Origin of the sequence: Nocardia sp. GCM10030253 (assembly GCF_042675075.1) — a bacterium.
Taxonomy (GTDB): domain Bacteria; phylum Actinomycetota; class Actinomycetes; order Mycobacteriales; family Mycobacteriaceae; genus Nocardia.
In genome coordinates this window covers 323,530-340,238 of sequence record NZ_JBHTDL010000014.1, presented here as the reverse complement: position 1 = coordinate 340,238, position 16,709 = coordinate 323,530, and the positions used below count along the sequence as shown (strand labels likewise).

The following is a 16,709-nucleotide window of genomic DNA, read 5'->3' as shown; positions in this document are numbered from 1 at the left end:
ATCCCTGCTGACGGCAACACCTGCGGGGCCAGCGATTTCGTGAGTTTCGCCTGCCAAGCGTGGGAGGTAGATCGGGGCCCGGCGGTGCTGCGGTAGCAAGAAGCTCCGCACCTCGGCGTCCATGGTGGATGCCGCCGAAACGGGGAGGGGCGCGTCATGGGCGGCGAAGTTCCGTACACGCAAGCAGAGCTGCGGCAGGTTCGGACCGGTTACAAATAAGCTCTACGTCTATAAATAAGCCCTATGTCGAATGGAGCGATCTGCCGGTGCACCGATAAAGAATGGGCACGGATGTTCGAACGAGCCGGTTGACTGCGGCTGGTGCGTACCGGAGAGTTGCGTTTGTTTGGGTTCGGAATGTGGCCGCTGACAATTTGGTAAGGAGCCCGTTCATGATCGACAACCCGTTCTACTCACACGAATTCCACGGCGACTACGAGCTGATCGACATCGGACGGCTCGATCTCGAGGAGGGCGGCTCGATCCCGGACTGTCACCTGGCGGTGGCGACCTTCGGTGAGCTGAATGCGGCCAAGGACAACGCGATCCTGGTGACGACCTGGTACTCGGGCACGCATCAGATCTTTCGTGATGCCTATATCGGCGTGGATCATGCGCTGGACCCGGCCAAGTACTTCATCGTCTGTGTGAACCAGATCGGCAACGGCCTGTCGACCTCGCCGCACAACGCCGACGGACCCAGCGCTGACATAGCTATGTCGAAGTTCCCGAATGTGCGCATCGGTGACGACGTCGTGGCCCAAGAGCGGCTGTTGCGCGAGCACTTCGGTATCGACAAGCTCGCACTGGTCGTCGGTGGGTCGATGGGCGCGCAGCAGACCTACGAGTGGGCGGTGCGGTTCCCGGACAAGGTGCTGCGCGCGGCACCGATCGCCGGCACCGCCAAGAACACGCCCCATGACTATCTCGTCGCTGAGATACTGAACGAGGCCATCCGGTCTGATCCTGGCTGGTCGAACGGCGAGTACAAGTCGCACACCGACGTGGTCGCCGGCCTCACACGCCACGCCCGCATCTGGGCAGTGATGGGGTTTTCCACCGAATTCTGGAAGCAGGAAAAGTGGCGGGCGCTGGATTTCGACTCGAAGGAAACCTTCCAATCCGAGTTTTTGGAGCCATACTTCACAGCGATGGATCCCAATGACCTGCTGTGCATGGCCTGGAAGTGGCAGCGCGGCGATGTCGCGCGCAACACCAACGGGGATTTGCGTGCTGCATTGGGACGGATCACGGCCAAGATGTTCGTGATGCCGATCAGCGAGGATATGGTCTTCCCGGTCCGGGACTGCATAGCCGAACAGGAAATGGTGCCCGGCAGCGAACTGCGCATGATCGATGAAATCATGGGACACCTCGGCCTGTTCGCGATCACACCGACCTTCATGCCACAGATCGACCGGCACCTCGGCGAACTCCTGGCGACGGAGGTATAAGTCCATCAGCAGTCGGCGATAGGCTCGCGCAGTGGACAACCCGTTGCGGCTCGAAGTCATCGTGGCCAGTGTGCGTCCGGAGCGTTTCGCCCCGGTCGTCGCCGACTGGTTCCTGCGCACGGTCCGAGCGAGTCCCGAATTCGATACGGGCGTCATCGATCTCAACGAAACCCCACTGCCGGTCGACCTCACCGAGACCCCGGCGGTCGAGGCGTACCGCGCCAGGCTGGCCGCCGCCGACGCCTTCGTGGCGATCACCTCCGAGTACAACCACGGCTACCCGGCATCCCTGAAAACCGCCTTCGACACGGCAAAACGTGAATGGCGGGCCAAACCGATCGGCTTCGTCTCCTACGGCGGCCTCTCCGGCGGTCTACGCGCCGTCGAACAGCTGCGTCAGGTGGTCGCCGAAATCCACATGGTCTCCATCCGTGAGACGGTCAGCTTCCACCAGGCGAAGAAGCAGTTCGACGCGGCCGGACAGACCCACGACGGCGCCGCCATCGACGCCGCCGAACGCCAGATTCGCCAACTAGCCTGGTGGGCCCGAACATTGCGAACTGCCCGTACCACGGATCCTTATCCGGATTAGCTACTACCAGCCATCGCCCGGCGGCCACGCGGGTGGCCGATATAGGTGGCCTCACGGGGGATGGAGACCAGGGTGAGGTCGACCTGGGCGGTGCCGGTGCGCAGGATGACGTGGTTGCCGATGGCGCCGGGCTGGTGGATCGACAGGTCGGGGCGGGTGGCGGGCCAGCCCATCGGATCGCCGGTCACATAGATCGTCGTGACACCGGCGTGCGGCGCCGGTGCGAGTACACCGTCGACCACGGTGGCCGTGAAACCCGCGTCGGACTGGTGTGTTTCGACCGCGAGGGTGAGCCGCTCCGGGTTCGCGATGGTGTTCACCAGGTTCTCCCACGCATGCGCCCGATCGGTGCGGACCAGCACCCGCTCGCCGACCGCCAGCGCACGGAATACCAACTGCTGCGCCAGATATAGCTCGCCCGCGACGTAGACCGTCGAGATGCCGGTGCCGACGATTCGTACCGCGACACCCTGGCCTTCGTCGTCGGAGCCGATCAGTTGGCCGCAGCCCGACGACGGCAGGTGCAGCGCGCCGATCACGTCGATCGGGTATTCGGCCACCGGGACGGTGTCGTCCAGGGCCGGGATGGCCAGCGGGAGGTGGGCGAGCAGCCCGTCGCGGTGGCGTCCGTTCATCGAGATCAGGCCGCTGAGCTTGGTCCGCTCCGGCAGTTCGCGTGCGGTCAGCCGCCAGGCCGCGCCGATGCTCACCGACTCCGCCGAGTTGCCGGGACGCAGCCGCACCGCGACCGTGGTGCCGCGCGAGGGCGCCACCCACAATTGGGCGAGCAAATCGGAGCCGAGCCGTTTCGGGTCGACCGCGCTGCCGATGTTGACGCTGTTGCCGATCTCCGCGTAGCGCCAGCGGTGGGTCAGCGTGCGCGGATCGAAACCGGCGGTGATCTGTAGGACCGCCTTGCGGATTTCCGGCGCGGTGAGGATGCGGGCATTGCAATCGGCGTCTTCGAGTGCTCGCATAATGCGTTGTGTCGCAATGGTTACCGTGCGCGAAGCGCCCTCGCTGCCGCCGCCGCGGCGGGCCGCGGCCTCCGGGCAGGCGATCGCGTCGAAGCTGATGGCGAGCCACACCGTGCGATGCGCGGTGGCAGGCAGTGGCCCGAGCAGCGACTCGTAGATTTTGCCCGCGGGCGTGCCGGAGCGGCTGCGGTGTCCGTGGCTGATGATGTCGATGCCGCTGAGCAGGATGTCGTGCTGGTTGAGGCATTTGGCCAGCTCCGGCAGCGGCAGCAGGTGCGAGGCGTGCACGGTGGTGCGGGCGATGCGAGTCAGCCCGCCCTTGGGCGCGAGTATCTCGACGACCGTGACGACCCGGGTCCCGTCCCAGTACAACCCGAGCGAACGACCGTCCGCGCCACGGAAATCCACGGTGTCGCCGATCTCGTAGTCACCGCGCGTGACGTAGCGCCACCAGGTGCCGATCCAGTCCAGCAGCGTCCGTTTGGCAATGGGGATGAGCGGCAGCAGCGCGGCGAAAACGGCCACGCCGAGAGCGGGCAAGGCTCCGAGCCCGATGAACAGCGCGACCAGTCCGGCTACGAGCCCGATTACCTGCGCCACCAGTAGATTCTGCAGCGAGATGCGCCCAAGAAGCGGGCGTGGTCCCGCGCCGCCGGATTCGGCCATCGTCGTCCCCCAAGTACCCGATATCGACCGTTTCCTACCGGCCGAGCTGAACAAGAGTCCTCGGGAACTGTACTGTGTTCCGCGAACGTGAGCACTGTTCGGGGGAGGAAACATGCCTTCAAAACCCACTACTCGCTGGCAGGTCAGTGGCTATCGCTTCCTGGTCCGCCGGATGGAGCACGCACTGGTCCGCAGGGACGTGCGAATGCTGCACGACCCGATGCGCTCACAGTCGCGCGCGTACGCGGCCGGGCTGGTGTTGGCCGTGATCGTGCTGGCAGGCTGTGGTGTGCTCGCGCTGCTGCGCCCGCAGGACAAGATCGGCAGCAACAAGATCCTGATCGGCAAGGAATCCGGTGGCGTCTACGTGGTCATCGATGACGTCGTACACCCCGCGCTGAACCTCGCTTCGGCCCGGCTGGCCGCGGGAGAGCCCGCCAAGCCCGCGATCGTCAAGGACTCCGAGCTCGGTAAGAAGCCGCGCGGCCAGCTGATCGGGATTCCCGGTGCGCCCGCCTCGCTGCGTTTCGAGAAGGACGGTAAGGGCCGCGTCTGGACCGTCTGTGATCAGCTGAAGAACGACGGCAGCAAGGATCTCACCACCACGGTCCTTTCCGGTGACCCCGAGCTCGGTGAGAAGGCCTCGGTCATGGGCAAGGACAAAGCCCTGCTGGTGCAGGGCAAGGACTCGGCGTATCTGGTGTACGAGAACCGGCGGGCGCGTGTCGACATGACCGATCGCGCCGTCACCGATGCGTTGAATATCACCGGCGCCACTCCGCGGCCGATCGGTGAGGGTCTGCTCAACACGATTCCCGAAGTGCTGCCGATCATTCCGCCCAAGATCGACGACCCGGGTGGTGCGGTGACGTACTCGGTCAGCAGCCACCGGATCGGCGATGTGGTGGAGGTGCTTACCGCGCCCGGTACCCACTACGTGGTCCTGAAGGATGGACTGCAGCAGGTTTCCCCGTTGACCGCCAACATCATTCGCAACCGCTACCGGTCCACGGCGTCGAACACCACCATTGATCAGACCGACAAGACCAATGCCGACGTGTCGCACACACTGCGTGTAGAGCTCTATCCGCAGACCGCGCCGACGATCATCCAAGCCAAGGATCAGCCGGTCGGCTGCCTCTCGTGGAAGCCGATCGCCGCGGCTGCCGAGAACAAGGACGGCAATCGTGCCGAACTGTCGGTGATCACCGGTGTGGCACTGCCGATTCCGGACAAGGCCAAGCTGGTACCGCTGGCACAGGCGGACGGTTCCGGAGCCAACGCCGACTCGGTGTACATCAAGCCGGGCACCGGCGCGTTCATCCAGAGCACCGGCATCGAACCGGACAGCCGCCGCAAGGACAGCATGTTCTACATCGCCGACACGGGAGTCCGGTACGGCATCAAGAACGCCGAAGCGGCAAAGGCACTCGGGATGGATCCGGACGACAACGTGCGCCCGGAACCCGCACCATGGCCGATCGTCGGCCTGCTCGCCTCCGGCCCCAGCCTCGGCAGGGAAGAGGCGATGGTCGCGCACGACGGTGTCGCTGCGGACCCGTCTCCTGCGAAACAGCCTGTCGCGTCGGTGAAATAGCATCATGAACAGCTGAGCGGCAGGGATCAGCCTGCCGCACAGTGAGATTCGTACCCAATAGGTCCGCCCCTGTGGTCCCGGCGAATACCGGGACGGCAGGGGCGGATTCACGTATGAGCCGATGCCGCGTTCGACATCACATGTCGTCGGAGGTGACTCCGAACCTGCGGCGGATCGGGAATGAGGCGAGGTACCCGAGAATCAGTGCGCCCGCGATGATTCCGGTGCCGATCAGCGCGACATTGCGCGCCCGGTGATCGGGCGCGGGGGCCGGTGCGGGCACCGCGAGCTGAGTGCTCATGGCCGGGCTCGGGCGTTTGGGCGGCAGGCCGCCGGTCACCTCGTTGGTCAGCGCGGCGATCGGGTCGACCGCGCCGTACCCGACGTAGGGATTCCAGCCCTCGGCGGGCGCGTGAGCGGTGGCCTGGATGCGTTTGATCACTTCCTGCGCGCTGAGCTCTGGGAAGCGGGCGCGTACCAGCGCGACGACGCCGGACACCAACGGTGTGGCAAAGCTGGTGCCGTTGATCGTCTTTTGATCGCCGCGCGCATCGACGGTTCCATTAGCGGTCCCCGAGCTGCGCGGATCGAGCGAGATCATGTTCTCGCCTGGTGCGGCCACGCTCAACCATGGACCGGGCACGGTGAACTTCGACGGTGCGCCGTTGGCATCGATCGAGCCGACCGCGAGCACATAGTCGTCCCAGCGGGCCGGGACGACATTGACCTGTACCTTGCTCCACGGGTCGGCGGTGGGATCGAAGGGATCGATCACCGCCTGGTCCGTCTTGCACGCGCCATCCTTGTTTCCCGCGGCGACAACGACGACCACATTCTTCACGAGGGTGGCGTATTGCAGTGCGGCGCCGATAGATCCGTCGCGGTCCTTCTCCGGGCCGCACCAGACCTCGGAAATATTGATCACGGTCGCGCCCTTGTCCGCCGCCCGCCGGATGGCCGATGCCATGGTCGGCAGGTTTCCGTAACCCTCGGGCAGGTCGTCGGGGTTACGCTCCCTTGCCCGGCCTTCCTTCTGGTACATCTTGCTGGTCTGCCGGATTGTCATGATGCGCGCTTCAGGAGCCACCCCGGAAAAGCCTTGGCCGTCAACCTTTGTCGCGGCGATGAGGCCGGCGACGAAGGTGCCGTGGGCGTCGCAGTCCTCGGTGCCGTCGCCGACATTGGCCACGAAGTCGCCTTCGGCCTCCAGCCCGGGCAGCCGGGGATGGCGGACGACGCCGGTGTCGATGACCGCGATCAGTTGACCTTCGCCGCGGGAGAACCGCCACGCGCTGTCCAGGTCGAGCGAGCGCTGGGCGGCGGGGATGCTGGGGCCGTCGCCGCCGGACACGGTGTTCGAGCAATCGGAATTCGGTGGCCGCTCGGTCTTTTCGGGTGGCGCCGCAGGGTCGCCTGCGGGCAGCAGGCTCGGGTTCACCGGTGGTGGCCGGTCGGCGTGCGCGACCCCCTGCCCGGCGCCGAGCCCGAATGACGCGCTCAGACCGAGCGTTACGGCCACGGCCGCGACGCGCAGGGTCGCCTTCACAGCCCGCGAACGAGCGAGTAGAGCGAGGCCACCCAGAACACCAGCGGCAGTACGGCGGCGACGAAGGCGTACTCGAGCAGTTCGACGCCGCGACGCATAGGCGGTGTCGCCGACTGGTTCGGGATGATGATGCCGAGAATGAGGGCGGCGACCAGGATTACCATCGCGGCACCGAAGACCATCAGTGGCTGCTCCATGCCGATGCCGGCGCCGACCAGCATGATCAGCACGATGCCCGCGCCGCCCGCGATCAGCACCACGGCCTGTTCGGCGCCCGCGTAGGTGCGGCTGCGGAACATCAGCACCACCGCGCAGACCAGCGCGAGCGCGATGCCCTGCCAGTAGGGGCTCTCGGCGTCGGGGTCGGTGGCTGCCAGCGCACCAGCGACGGACACCAGCGTGGTCGCCGCGACGAGTCCGCCGAGGTACATCCTGGCCCGCTCCGACTTGACCCGCAGCGCGTCCATGGTCGGCAGCGCGCGGTGGTCGTCCGGATCGTCCTCGGTCGGGTCGATCGGGGTGCCCGGCGAAGGCACCGGCGGCAGTGGCAGCTTGGCGAGCAGCATCGAAACCCGTGGCGCCAGCGAGAGTCCGCCGAGTCCGAGCGCGGCGGCGACCGCGCCGATGGCGCGTACCGGCTGCTCGGTGAGCAGACCGACCATCGCGGCCGGAACCGCGTACACCGCAAGGGTGCTCGCGCCGATGAACAGTGCGAGCCCGACACCGGTCACGCGCCACGCGAGGATCGCGGTGGCGCCGACCAGGACCGAGCCGAGCAGGATGTGCGCCCAGTCGTAGTCGTCGGGCACCAGGAGCATGCCCGCGGTGAACGCGGGGGGCAGTGCGCAGCCACCGAGCACCAGCGCGGTGCCGGTGTCGCCGTACATGCGGCTGAGCACCATGCCCGCGACCACGAGCAGGATCGCGACGGTCAGTGCGATCGACCCGCTCACGTAGCCGGGCAGCGCGTCCTTGGCCAGCAGCAGACCGAGGCAGCCGACGATCATGGTGATTGCGGCGAGGATGGAGCCGGTGATCCGCGCGACCTTCGGGGTCCAGCTGCGGTAGTGGTCGGTGTCCGCGATCGCGACGTTGTACATGATGTCGTCGAACAGCGGGGTCGGCGCGGTGTGCGAGGCGCTCTCCAGCATCAGCAGCTCGCCATCGCGGACACCATGCTCGCCGAGGCTCAGCGAATTGGAGAACGGGGGATGGCCGATGCGGGCGAGCACCCACTCGGCGGGCTCGAAGCGCTCGCCCTCGTTGTCGAAATCGTTGGTGCGGCTGTGCTGGGCGACCATGTCGACGACGCTCGGGATCACCAGGGCGACCGGCACATCGACCGGGATCGCCATATCCACCTGAGTGTGTTTGGCCAGAATCGTCACCCGGGCCAGGTCCGGTGCACGGACGATCCCGCGCGAGGACTCTTCATCGATGTGGTCAAGGCGCGCGTGCGTCAAGCTTCCCCCAACTCGTCTTCTACCTCGTGTTTCGGCAATCGGCATACCCAGGGCCGAGCTTGCGAACCCACGGTTCGGGCAGCAGAATGCTGGTCGAACTGTACGACATGTCAGCTGCCGCCTCTACACTGAGCCCGAAGTGCAGCTGTGAGAAGGGGGATTTCTCGTCCGATGAGCACTGTCCGGTTCCAGCGCCGTGCGCGACGAGAGATGCCGCGTTCTCCCGGCGGCGAAGTCACTCTGCAACCGCCGCCCGAAATCCCCCGGGTAACGCCGGGCAGTCTGATCAGCAAGCTGATGCCGGTCGTGATGGTCGTCGGCATGGTCGGGATGATGGCCCTGATGTTCACGCAGGGCGGTGGCATCGCATCGAACCCGATGACCATGATGTTCCCGATGATGATGGTCTTCTCCATGGTCGGCATGTTTGCCGGTCAGGGCGGCGGCAAGGGGGCCAAAGCCGCTGAGGCGAACGAGGATCGGAAGGACTATCTGCGCTATCTCGACCAGGTTCGCAAGGACGTCGACGATACCGCCCAGCAGCAGCGCGCTTCCGTCGAATGGAGCCACCCGGAGCCGGGCCTGATCTGGATGCTGGCGGGCACCAGCCGCATGTGGGAGCGGCGCGCGGGAGACAAGGACTTCTGCCACGCCCGCATCGGTATCGGGGGCCAGCGCCTTGCCACTCGTCTGGTCGCGCCGGAGACCGGTCCGGTCGAGGAATTGGAACCGATCGCCGCGGTGTCGCTGCGCCGTTTCGTGCGTGCCCACTCGACGGTTCCCGACCTGCCGACCGCGATCGCGGTGAAGGGCTTCGCGACCATCGCCCTGGACGGCGACCGCGTCGAGGCCAGGGAAATGACCCGCGCAATGTTGTTGCAGCTGTGCATGTTCCAAGCGCCCGACCAGGTGCTGGTCGCGGTGGTCTGCGGCCCGGATACCGCACGGGAGTGGGAGTGGACCAAGTGGCTACCGCACACCCAGCACCCGGACGCGCAGGACGGCATCGGCACCCAGCGCATGTTCTACGGCTCGATCCGCGAAGCGATGGCGGGCCTGCATCCCTTGCTGGCCAACCGCGTTCGCTACTCCCGCAACCAGCCTGCCAACGTCAACCTGGTGCACATCGTCATCGTCGTCGACGGCGGTCTGCTGGAGGCCGAGGACGACCAGCTGCGTGAATCCGGCTACGAAGGCGTCACCCTCATCGACTTGTGCGGGTACGCACCACGTTTGGCGGTTTCCCGCGGCATCAAGATGGTGGTGGAGAACGGCGAGTGCGTCGGCCGTGGCGCCACCGGTAACCAGGAACGTTTCGCGCTGATCGACCGGATCTCCCCGCAGCAGGCCCAGCAGGTCGCACGCAGGCTCGCGCCGTATCGCGCGGCGACCCAGCGCAGCAGCGATGTCGAGGTCGACGACTCCGACGTGATCTCGTCGTGGTCGCAGCTGATGAGCCTCGGCGATATCGGCACATTCAATCCCGAGCATGCCTGGCGGCCCCGTTACGGCCGCGAGCGGTTGCGCGTCGCATTCGGTGTGGGCGCGGACGGCCTGCCGGTCGAACTCGACATCAAAGAAGCCGCCGAGAGCGGCATGGGCCCGCACGGCCTGTGCATCGGTGCGACCGGTTCCGGTAAGTCCGAATTCCTGCGCACCCTGGTGCTGAGCCTGCTCGCCACCCATTCGCCGGACCAGCTGAACCTGGTGCTCGTCGACTTCAAGGGTGGCGCAACCTTTCTCGGCCTCGACGGCGTCCCGCACGTCGCGGCGGTCATCACCAACCTCGAAGACGAGGCCGACCTCGTCGACCGTATGAAGGACGCGTTGGCGGGCGAGATGAACCGCCGCCAGGAAGTGCTGCGGCAGGCGGGCAACTTCGCCAACGTCTCCGAATACGAGAAGGCCCGTGCTGCGGGCGCCGACCTGGATCCGCTGCCCGCGCTGTTCGTTGTGCTCGACGAGTTCTCCGAATTGCTCACCCAGCACCCGGATTTCGCCGAGTTGTTCGTGATGATCGGCCGCCTCGGCCGCTCGCTGCATGTCCACCTGCTGCTCGCCTCGCAACGACTCGAAGAAGGCAAGCTGAAGGGCCTGGAAAGCCACCTGTCTTACCGGATCGGCCTGAAGACCTTCTCCGCCAACGAATCTCGCCAGGTGCTCGGCGTTCCGGATGCCTACAACTTGCCAGGCATCCCCGGTGGTGGATACCTGAAATCGGATTCCGGCGAGATCCAGCGGTTCCAGGCCTCGTACGTATCCGGCCCCTACGTCGGTGGCGGTTCGCAGCGCGAGGTCACCAGCGCGGGGATCGCGGGCGGCGAAATCGACGTGAAGGCACGCCCGTTCGCCGCGACCCACGTCGATTTCCGGCCCGCCGACCGGATCCCGTTGCCGTCCGCGCCCTCCAACGAGCCCGAACAGCAGTCCGATGACGGCGAACAGATCTCCAACGTGAACATGCTGGTCTCGCGGATTCGCGGCCACGGCCGTCCCGCGCACGAGATCTGGCTGCCGCCGCTGGACGAGGCGCCCACTCTCGATCAGCTCATCCCGCGCTCTATCCTCACCGGCGAGTACTCGGCCGTCGCGACGCTGCGCGCCCCGATGGGCATTGTCGACCGGCCCTACGATCAGCGCCGTGACCCACTGGTCGTCGACCTGTCGGGTTCCCGGGGAAACGTCGCGGTCGTCGGTGGTCCACAGTCGGGCAAGTCGACTGCGCTGCGCACCATGATCATGGCGCTTTCGCTCACCCACACCGCCGAGCAGGTGCAGTTCTACTGCCTCGATTTCGGTGGTGGCACGCTGGCCAGCCTGCAGGGACTGCCGCATGTCGGTTCGGTGGCAAGCCGATTGGACGACGACAAGGTCCGGCGCACCGTTGCTGAGATGAACACCATCGTCCGGTCCCGTGAGGCGCGATTCCGCCAGCTCGGCATCGAATCCATGACCGAGTTCCGGCGCCTGCGGGCCATGGACCCCGCCAGCAGCCCGGCCGCGGCAGGCGCGCACGAGGACCCGTTCGGCGATGTGTTCCTGGTGATCGACGGTTTCGGCTCCATCCGCCAGGACTTCGATCCGCTCGAGCAGCCGATCATGAACCTTGCGGTGCAGGGCCTTTCGTACGGCGTGCACGTCGTCATCGCGCTGGCGCGGTGGGCCGAGGCACGCCCAGCGCTCAAGGACCAGATCGGCACCAGGATCGAGCTGCGCCTCGGTGACCCGATGGACTCCGATCTCGGCCGCAAGTTCGCCGCCTTGGTCCCGCAGGGCCGGCCCGGACGCGGTATGACACCGGAATGCCTGCACATGCTGACCGGCCTGCCACGCATCGACGGCAGCTCCGACTCCACCAATCTCGGTGCGGCGGTTGGCGAAGCGGTGGCGACGATCGCCCGCCTCACGCCGGGCAGGCACGCCCCCGCGGCCCGCATGCTGCCGGAGATGCTGCCGCGCGAACAGCTGCTGCAGCTGGCCGGCAATTGGCCCTCGCAGGTCGACGCGGACCTCAAGAACATGCGGATTCCCCTCGGTATCAACGAATCCGAGCTCGCGCCGGTCTACATCGACTTCAACGAGAGTCCGCACTTCATCGTCATCGGTGATACCGAATCCGGTAAGACAACGCTGTTGCGCTCGATCATCGAGGGCATCGCCGCGTCGAACACCCCGAATCAGGCGCGCTTCATCCTGGGTGACTACCGGCGCACGATGCTCGGCCTGGTGCCCGACGGCTACCTCGCCGGCTACGGATCGACCGCACCGCAATTCACCCAGAACATGTCCGATCTCGCCGCCTACGTCAGTCAGCGGACGCCTGGTCAGGACGTCACGCCGCAGCAGCTGCGCGATCGATCCTGGTGGAGCGGACCGGAATTGTTCGTCATCATCGACGACTACGACCTGGTCGCCACCTCCATGGGCAATCCGGTGTCGGTGCTGGTCGAGCATCTGCCGCACGCCCGCGACCTCGGCTTCCACCTGATCATCGCCCGCCGCTCCGGCGGCGCGAGCCGCGCGATGTACGAGGCGACGCTGGCCAGAATGAAGGACCTCGGCTCCGCTGGTCTGGTCATGAGCTGCAACAAGGACGAAGGCGTGCTGATGGGGACCACGCGCCCCAGCCTCAAGCCGCCGGGCCGTGGCACCTATGTCACGCGAAACAGTGAGGATCTGATTCAGCTGGCGTGGATGCCGGCGGCGGAGTGATGTCGGTCGTCGACCTGGTCGTCACCGACACGCGCGTCTGGGCGCGTGGGCCTGCCACGCATTGGGATGTGCCGCCGTCGGTCGTGCTCGGCAGCACCGGGGATTTGGTGATCGGTGAGCCGTTGACGCCACCGACCCAGGTCAGCTCCGCTGTTCAGTTCGTCGCGGCGGAGCGGATCGCACTGCTGCCGCGCGTTCCCGCCGTCTCCGAGGCGATGACGGCGATCGTCGGCACTGTGCTGCGGAACCTCGGTGTGGCCACCCCGTGCGACCAGGTCACCGTCGTGTGTCCGACGGAGTGGGGTTCGCGTCGGCGTGGCGTTCTCGACACCGCGGTTCGCCGCTTCGCCGCCGATGTCGTGTTCGAGGACATGGCCGTTCGCGCGGTGACCGCCGACGAAGGCACCGCCCGCAGCAGACGCACGGTCGTGTTGGAATTCGGGCCGCTCTCGACCACCGCGACCGCCGTGGTCCGCAGCCATCAGGGCATCCAGGTCGAATCATGTGAGTACGAACCGAATCTCGCGCTTGCCGGCATCGGCACCGACCCGCAGGGGGGCGACGATCTGGCCGCGCTCGTCGGCAGGCTGCTCGCGGGCCGTCCCGTCGATGTCGTTCAGGTCGTGGGTGTTTCGGACCCGGCGAAACTCGACCCGATCCGCTCGGCGGTTCAGCAGATCGGAGGACCCGCCGTCGAGCTTCGGTCGATCGCCGGCGCCGCGCTGGTGCATGGACCGCAGCCGGGCTCCGACCATCGGACCGAGGTCGCCTCTGCGCTGCCGACCGCGGAATGGATGCAGCCGCTTCGGCAGCGCGCGGCCGCGGTCCAGGCCCCCGATCGTCGCCGCGCCGGATACATCGTTGCCGCGGTCGCCGCCGTTGTGGTTGTTGCCGCGGCCGCGGTGGGCGCGGTGGTCGTCCTCGGCGGCTCGCAGGACACTCCCGCGGTGTCGGCGGGTCCCTCGGCGCCGGTCACAACCACGGTGCGATCGACGAGCGATGCCAGGCCTTCGCCGCCTCCTGGAACCAAGTCGCCGCCGGAACCCGTTGGGCGCGTGGGTTTTCAGATGCCGGTGGGCTGGCGGTTCGCGCAGGCGCCGGATCCGAGCAAGCCGCGTTTCGACCTGGTCCCGGAGGACGGTAGCCGCATGCGCATCACCGTGACCCAGACGCCGGTCGCCGTCGGCGTCGGATATGAGCAGGTCGCCAGGAATCTCGAGGCACAGATGCGGCAGAAGCCGAATGGTGCGCTGAGCGATTTGAAGCACGACCAGGTGTTCGGCGGAAAGTCTGGCCTGGCTTATACCGAACGGCCAGGTGACGGCTCCACCGTGCGCTGGCATGTGCTGGTGGAACACGGGCTCCAGGTCAGTACCGGATGCCAGTACCTCGGCGAATGGGAGCCGATCGCGCCCACCTGCGAACAGTTCGCGGCTTCGGAACAGGTGATTCCGTAAAACGTTGTGTCAGACAAAAATTCGTGCCCCCGGCAAGTCTGCCGGGGGCACGAATGGTCCGAGTCGTGATCTCAGAAGAGTCCCGCGAGGGCGGAGTCCGTGCCCTGGAGCTCGGAGTTGCCCTTGTCGATCAGCGTACCGGCGCCGGACAGCGTCGTGTTCAGCTGAACGACGTGCTGCTGCCAGCTGCGCTGGAATTCGGCGAAGGCATCGTTGGTCGCACCCTTCCAGTTCTGGGCGACGAATTCTTCGACCTTCTTGTGGAAGGACTCCAGCTCGTCCCGAATACCTTCGGCACGCTTGATGATCTGGCGCGCGCCGTCGGCGACACCCTCGAAATTAGCGGAGATATTCTGCGATGCACCGGCCATTTTCAGGTTCCTTTCGTGCGAGTTCGTTGATTAGACCGGCGGGAGGTCGAGGCTGGAAACCTGGGCCTGCACCTGCTGGGCGAAGTCGGTGTCCTGGGACTCGAACGACGATCCGGCCTTGATGAGCTTCTCGGAGGTCTCCATCAGCTTGTCGTTCAGCTTGTCGGCCTGAAAGTAGTAGCGCTCCATAAAGGCGTTGAACGCATCACGCGCCTGGCCCTGCCAGTTGGCGCCGTTGGTGACGGCGTCTTCGTCAGCCTTCAGCGTCCGGATGGCGATCATCAGGCTGTTGTGCTGCTCCTGGAACTCCTTCGCCTTCTGAGCGATCAATTCGGGACTAGCTTCAAGATGCCCTGCTGCCATTGTGGCTCCTCCTCTTTCTACTGATGATCAACGTTGCAGGTGCCAGCTGACCTGTTCATATGTTTGGACGCGTCCTAGGCCTGATCGGTTCCATCCAGTTTCGAAGAAATCTGGTGGATTGCGTCTCGTCGCGTGCGCGTTGTCGACCGGCTGCATCGTGGACGGAAGGCCTGGATGAGATCCCCCCGGACGTCTCGTACCGCGGTGCCGCCGCGTCGGTCGCCGCCAGCGCTCCGCTCCCCTCCTTCCCCCTGTGCTCGCTACCACCTGAACTGGCGAGTGGGCTGGCTGCGCATCACCCTACCCAATGGCGTGCTGTGGCGCTAGCAGTCTGCTACTTAACGACCTTCGCGATGGTGGGGACCATCTTGTCGACGAGAACGCCCTGGGATTGCGCGGTCCAGACTTGAAATGCCTGCACCGTCGATGGATCGTCCACCACGACGATCTTGGCCCCGGTCGGCATGATGGAACTCGGCAGACCGCGCAGGCCACTGTTCATTGCGTCGCTGTCGGACCTCAGCACGATGACGACGTCGGTATTGATGTCCGACGAATAGCTGTTGACCGACAACGCACGTGGTGATTTTTCATCGCCGACCGCTTTGTACTTCGGGTTGTATAGGAAGCCGATGCTCTGCAGAAATTTGGCTTGTTCGCTCGGGTTGAGCACGGCTGACAGCGTGGAGTTGCCGAAATTGAAGGCGGTGACCGACTTTCCCTCGAATTGCGGATTGTCGCTGCGTGCTCGAGCCAACTGGTCGCCGCTGCCGGAATCCGACCCGCGGCTGGTGAAGAAGAAGGTGCCCGCCGCAACGGCGGCGACCACGACGGCCAGGATCGCGGGCACCATGAATCGACGGGAGCGGGAGCGCCCGTTGCCGTTTCGCATGGTAGCGACGATGCGTTGGTCGGTGTCCTCGCGCTGCTGCGGCGCGTATCCGGCGATGGGCGCGCGGGGATCGGTGATCGGTCCGGTGATGGGGATGTGGGGACCGGTGACGGATCCGGCGAGCGGTGTCCGAGGGCCGGTCGCGTAACCGGCCTCCGGAGCACGGAACTGATTGCCGTACAACGCCGCTTCGGCCGCCTGGACGAATTCGCGGCAGGTGGCGTAGCGATGCGCCGGGTCCTTGGCCATCACCTTTTCGATCACGCCGTCGAGTGCGGCGGGCAGGCCGGGGCGGATCGCGCTCAACTTCGGCGGCGGCTCGTGCAGGTGGCCCATCATGACCACGGCGGGCATGGTCGACGGGTAGGGGTTCTGCCCGGTCAATAGCTTGAAGAAGGAGCAGCCGAGGCTGTAGATGTCGGCGCGGTGGTTCAGGCTGGTGCCCACCAGTTGCTCGGGTGGCGCGTAGGCGACGGTGGCCATGAAATTACCTGTCGCCGTGAGGTCTTGGCCGTCGTCCGCGGACTTCGCGACGCCGAAGTCGGTCAACAGGATCCGCTCCTCGTCGCCTTCCTCCGCGGCGGAGAGCAAGAAATTGGCAGGCTTCACATCGCGATGCAGCAGCCCGCGCCGATGAGCGTAGTCGAGCCCCTTGCCCACCTCGGACACGATCCGCAGGGCCCGCTGCGGAGTCATGATCGACGGCCCCTTCTTGGCCTCCTCCGAGGCGTCGGTGCCCTCGACATACTGCATGGCGATCCACAGTTGACCGGCCTCTTCGCCGCGGTTGTACACCGCGACGATGTTCGGATGGTCGAGCCCGGCAGCCAGATTCGCCTCACGCTCGAACCTGGCCCGGAACTCGTCGTCGGTGGACAGATCGGCGCTGAGCACCTTCAAAGCGTCGCGGCGGGGCAGGATCGGGTTCTGCGCCAAATACACGGTGCCCATTCCGCCCGCGCCGAGGACCTGAAGTACCCGGTAGCCGCCAACGATTGCGCCGGGCCGCAACGCCATTCGGTCCTCCCTCAACGATGTCGAACGCCCGGCCATGCGAGCCTTCCGGAGAAATCTAGCAAGTCACCGCAAAGTATGGAGCTCGCGGCCGCTACGAGCCGA

11 protein-coding genes are annotated in these 16,709 nt (G+C 66.0%); 5 read left to right on the top strand and 6 right to left on the bottom strand.

The annotated features are described in order from the left end of the window. The first annotated feature begins 392 nt into the window (after positions 1-392). Complete coding sequence (locus ACFQZZ_RS31100; RefSeq protein ID WP_378687773.1) at positions 393-1,454, top strand: alpha/beta fold hydrolase; 1,062 nt, start codon at positions 393-395, stop codon at positions 1,452-1,454. Between the two features lie 31 nt (positions 1,455-1,485). Then, a complete protein-coding gene (locus tag ACFQZZ_RS31095; RefSeq protein WP_378687771.1) occupies positions 1,486-2,046 on the top strand; it encodes an NADPH-dependent FMN reductase in 561 nt (186 codons plus the stop codon). Here the strand turns inward: ACFQZZ_RS31095 and eccE are convergent. Then, positions 2,043-3,689, bottom strand: coding sequence for a type VII secretion protein EccE (gene eccE / locus ACFQZZ_RS31090; RefSeq protein ID WP_378687769.1), 1,647 nt, complete (start codon positions 3,687-3,689; stop codon positions 2,043-2,045). The genes ACFQZZ_RS31095 and eccE overlap by 4 nt on opposite strands. Positions 3,690-3,801: 112 nt before the next feature. Between eccE and eccB the strand changes: the two genes are divergently transcribed. Next, positions 3,802-5,286 carry a type VII secretion protein EccB gene (eccB, locus tag ACFQZZ_RS31085; protein ID WP_378687768.1) on the top strand — a complete coding sequence of 495 codons (1,485 nt, stop codon included), beginning with the start codon at positions 3,802-3,804 and terminating at the stop codon, positions 5,284-5,286. A gap of 136 nt (positions 5,287-5,422) precedes the next feature. On the opposite strand, the gene mycP is transcribed toward eccB, so the two are convergent. Both mycP and eccD read right to left on the bottom strand, forming a co-directional pair. Continuing rightward, positions 5,423-6,832 carry a type VII secretion-associated serine protease mycosin gene (gene mycP, locus ACFQZZ_RS31080; protein ID WP_378687766.1) on the bottom strand — a complete coding sequence of 470 codons (1,410 nt, stop codon included), beginning with the start codon at positions 6,830-6,832 and terminating at the stop codon, positions 5,423-5,425. Next, positions 6,829-8,295, bottom strand: coding sequence for a type VII secretion integral membrane protein EccD (eccD, locus tag ACFQZZ_RS31075; RefSeq protein WP_378687764.1), 1,467 nt, complete (start codon positions 8,293-8,295; stop codon positions 6,829-6,831). Before eccD ends, mycP begins: the two co-directional genes overlap by 4 nt. Positions 8,296-8,466: 171 nt before the next feature. Between eccD and eccCa the strand changes: the two genes are divergently transcribed. Both eccCa and ACFQZZ_RS31065 read left to right on the top strand, forming a co-directional pair. Then, a complete protein-coding gene (gene eccCa, locus ACFQZZ_RS31070; RefSeq protein WP_378687762.1) occupies positions 8,467-12,507 on the top strand; it encodes a type VII secretion protein EccCa in 4,041 nt (1,346 codons plus the stop codon). Beyond that, positions 12,507-13,964, top strand: coding sequence for a type VII secretion-associated protein (locus ACFQZZ_RS31065; RefSeq protein ID WP_378687760.1), 1,458 nt, complete (start codon positions 12,507-12,509; stop codon positions 13,962-13,964). The genes eccCa and ACFQZZ_RS31065 overlap by 1 nt, the downstream gene beginning before the upstream one ends. A gap of 71 nt (positions 13,965-14,035) precedes the next feature. Here the strand turns inward: ACFQZZ_RS31065 and ACFQZZ_RS31060 are convergent, their stop codons facing one another. The 3 genes from ACFQZZ_RS31060 to ACFQZZ_RS31050 form a co-directional block, all read right to left on the bottom strand. Next, complete coding sequence (locus ACFQZZ_RS31060) at positions 14,036-14,335, bottom strand: WXG100 family type VII secretion target (RefSeq protein ID WP_378687758.1); 300 nt, start codon at positions 14,333-14,335, stop codon at positions 14,036-14,038. A gap of 30 nt (positions 14,336-14,365) precedes the next feature. Continuing rightward, positions 14,366-14,698 (bottom strand): WXG100 family type VII secretion target, encoded by a 333-nt coding sequence (locus tag ACFQZZ_RS31055; RefSeq protein WP_378687757.1) that lies wholly within the window; start codon positions 14,696-14,698, stop codon positions 14,366-14,368. A gap of 334 nt (positions 14,699-15,032) precedes the next feature. Then, positions 15,033-16,607: a serine/threonine-protein kinase gene (locus tag ACFQZZ_RS31050; RefSeq protein WP_378687756.1), complete on the bottom strand. Its 1,575-nt coding sequence runs from the start codon at positions 16,605-16,607 to the stop codon at positions 15,033-15,035. Positions 16,608-16,709 lie beyond the last annotated feature (102 nt).

Excerpts from the sequence above, each read along its gene's own strand:
- ACFQZZ_RS31100 (WP_378687773.1), top strand. The coding sequence starts at position 393 with ATGATCGACAACCCGTTCTACTCACACGAATTCCACGGCGACTACGAG.
- eccE (WP_378687769.1), bottom strand. The coding sequence starts at position 3,689 with ATGGCCGAATCCGGCGGCGCGGGACCACGCCCGCTTCTTGGGCGCATC.
- eccB (WP_378687768.1), top strand. The coding sequence starts at position 3,802 with ATGCCTTCAAAACCCACTACTCGCTGGCAGGTCAGTGGCTATCGCTTC.
- eccCa (WP_378687762.1), top strand. The coding sequence starts at position 8,467 with ATGAGCACTGTCCGGTTCCAGCGCCGTGCGCGACGAGAGATGCCGCGT.
- ACFQZZ_RS31065 (WP_378687760.1), top strand. The coding sequence starts at position 12,507 with ATGTCGGTCGTCGACCTGGTCGTCACCGACACGCGCGTCTGGGCGCGT.
- ACFQZZ_RS31060 (WP_378687758.1), bottom strand. The coding sequence starts at position 14,335 with ATGGCCGGTGCATCGCAGAATATCTCCGCTAATTTCGAGGGTGTCGCC.
- ACFQZZ_RS31055 (WP_378687757.1), bottom strand. The coding sequence starts at position 14,698 with ATGGCAGCAGGGCATCTTGAAGCTAGTCCCGAATTGATCGCTCAGAAG.
- ACFQZZ_RS31050 (WP_378687756.1), bottom strand. The coding sequence starts at position 16,607 with ATGGCGTTGCGGCCCGGCGCAATCGTTGGCGGCTACCGGGTACTTCAG.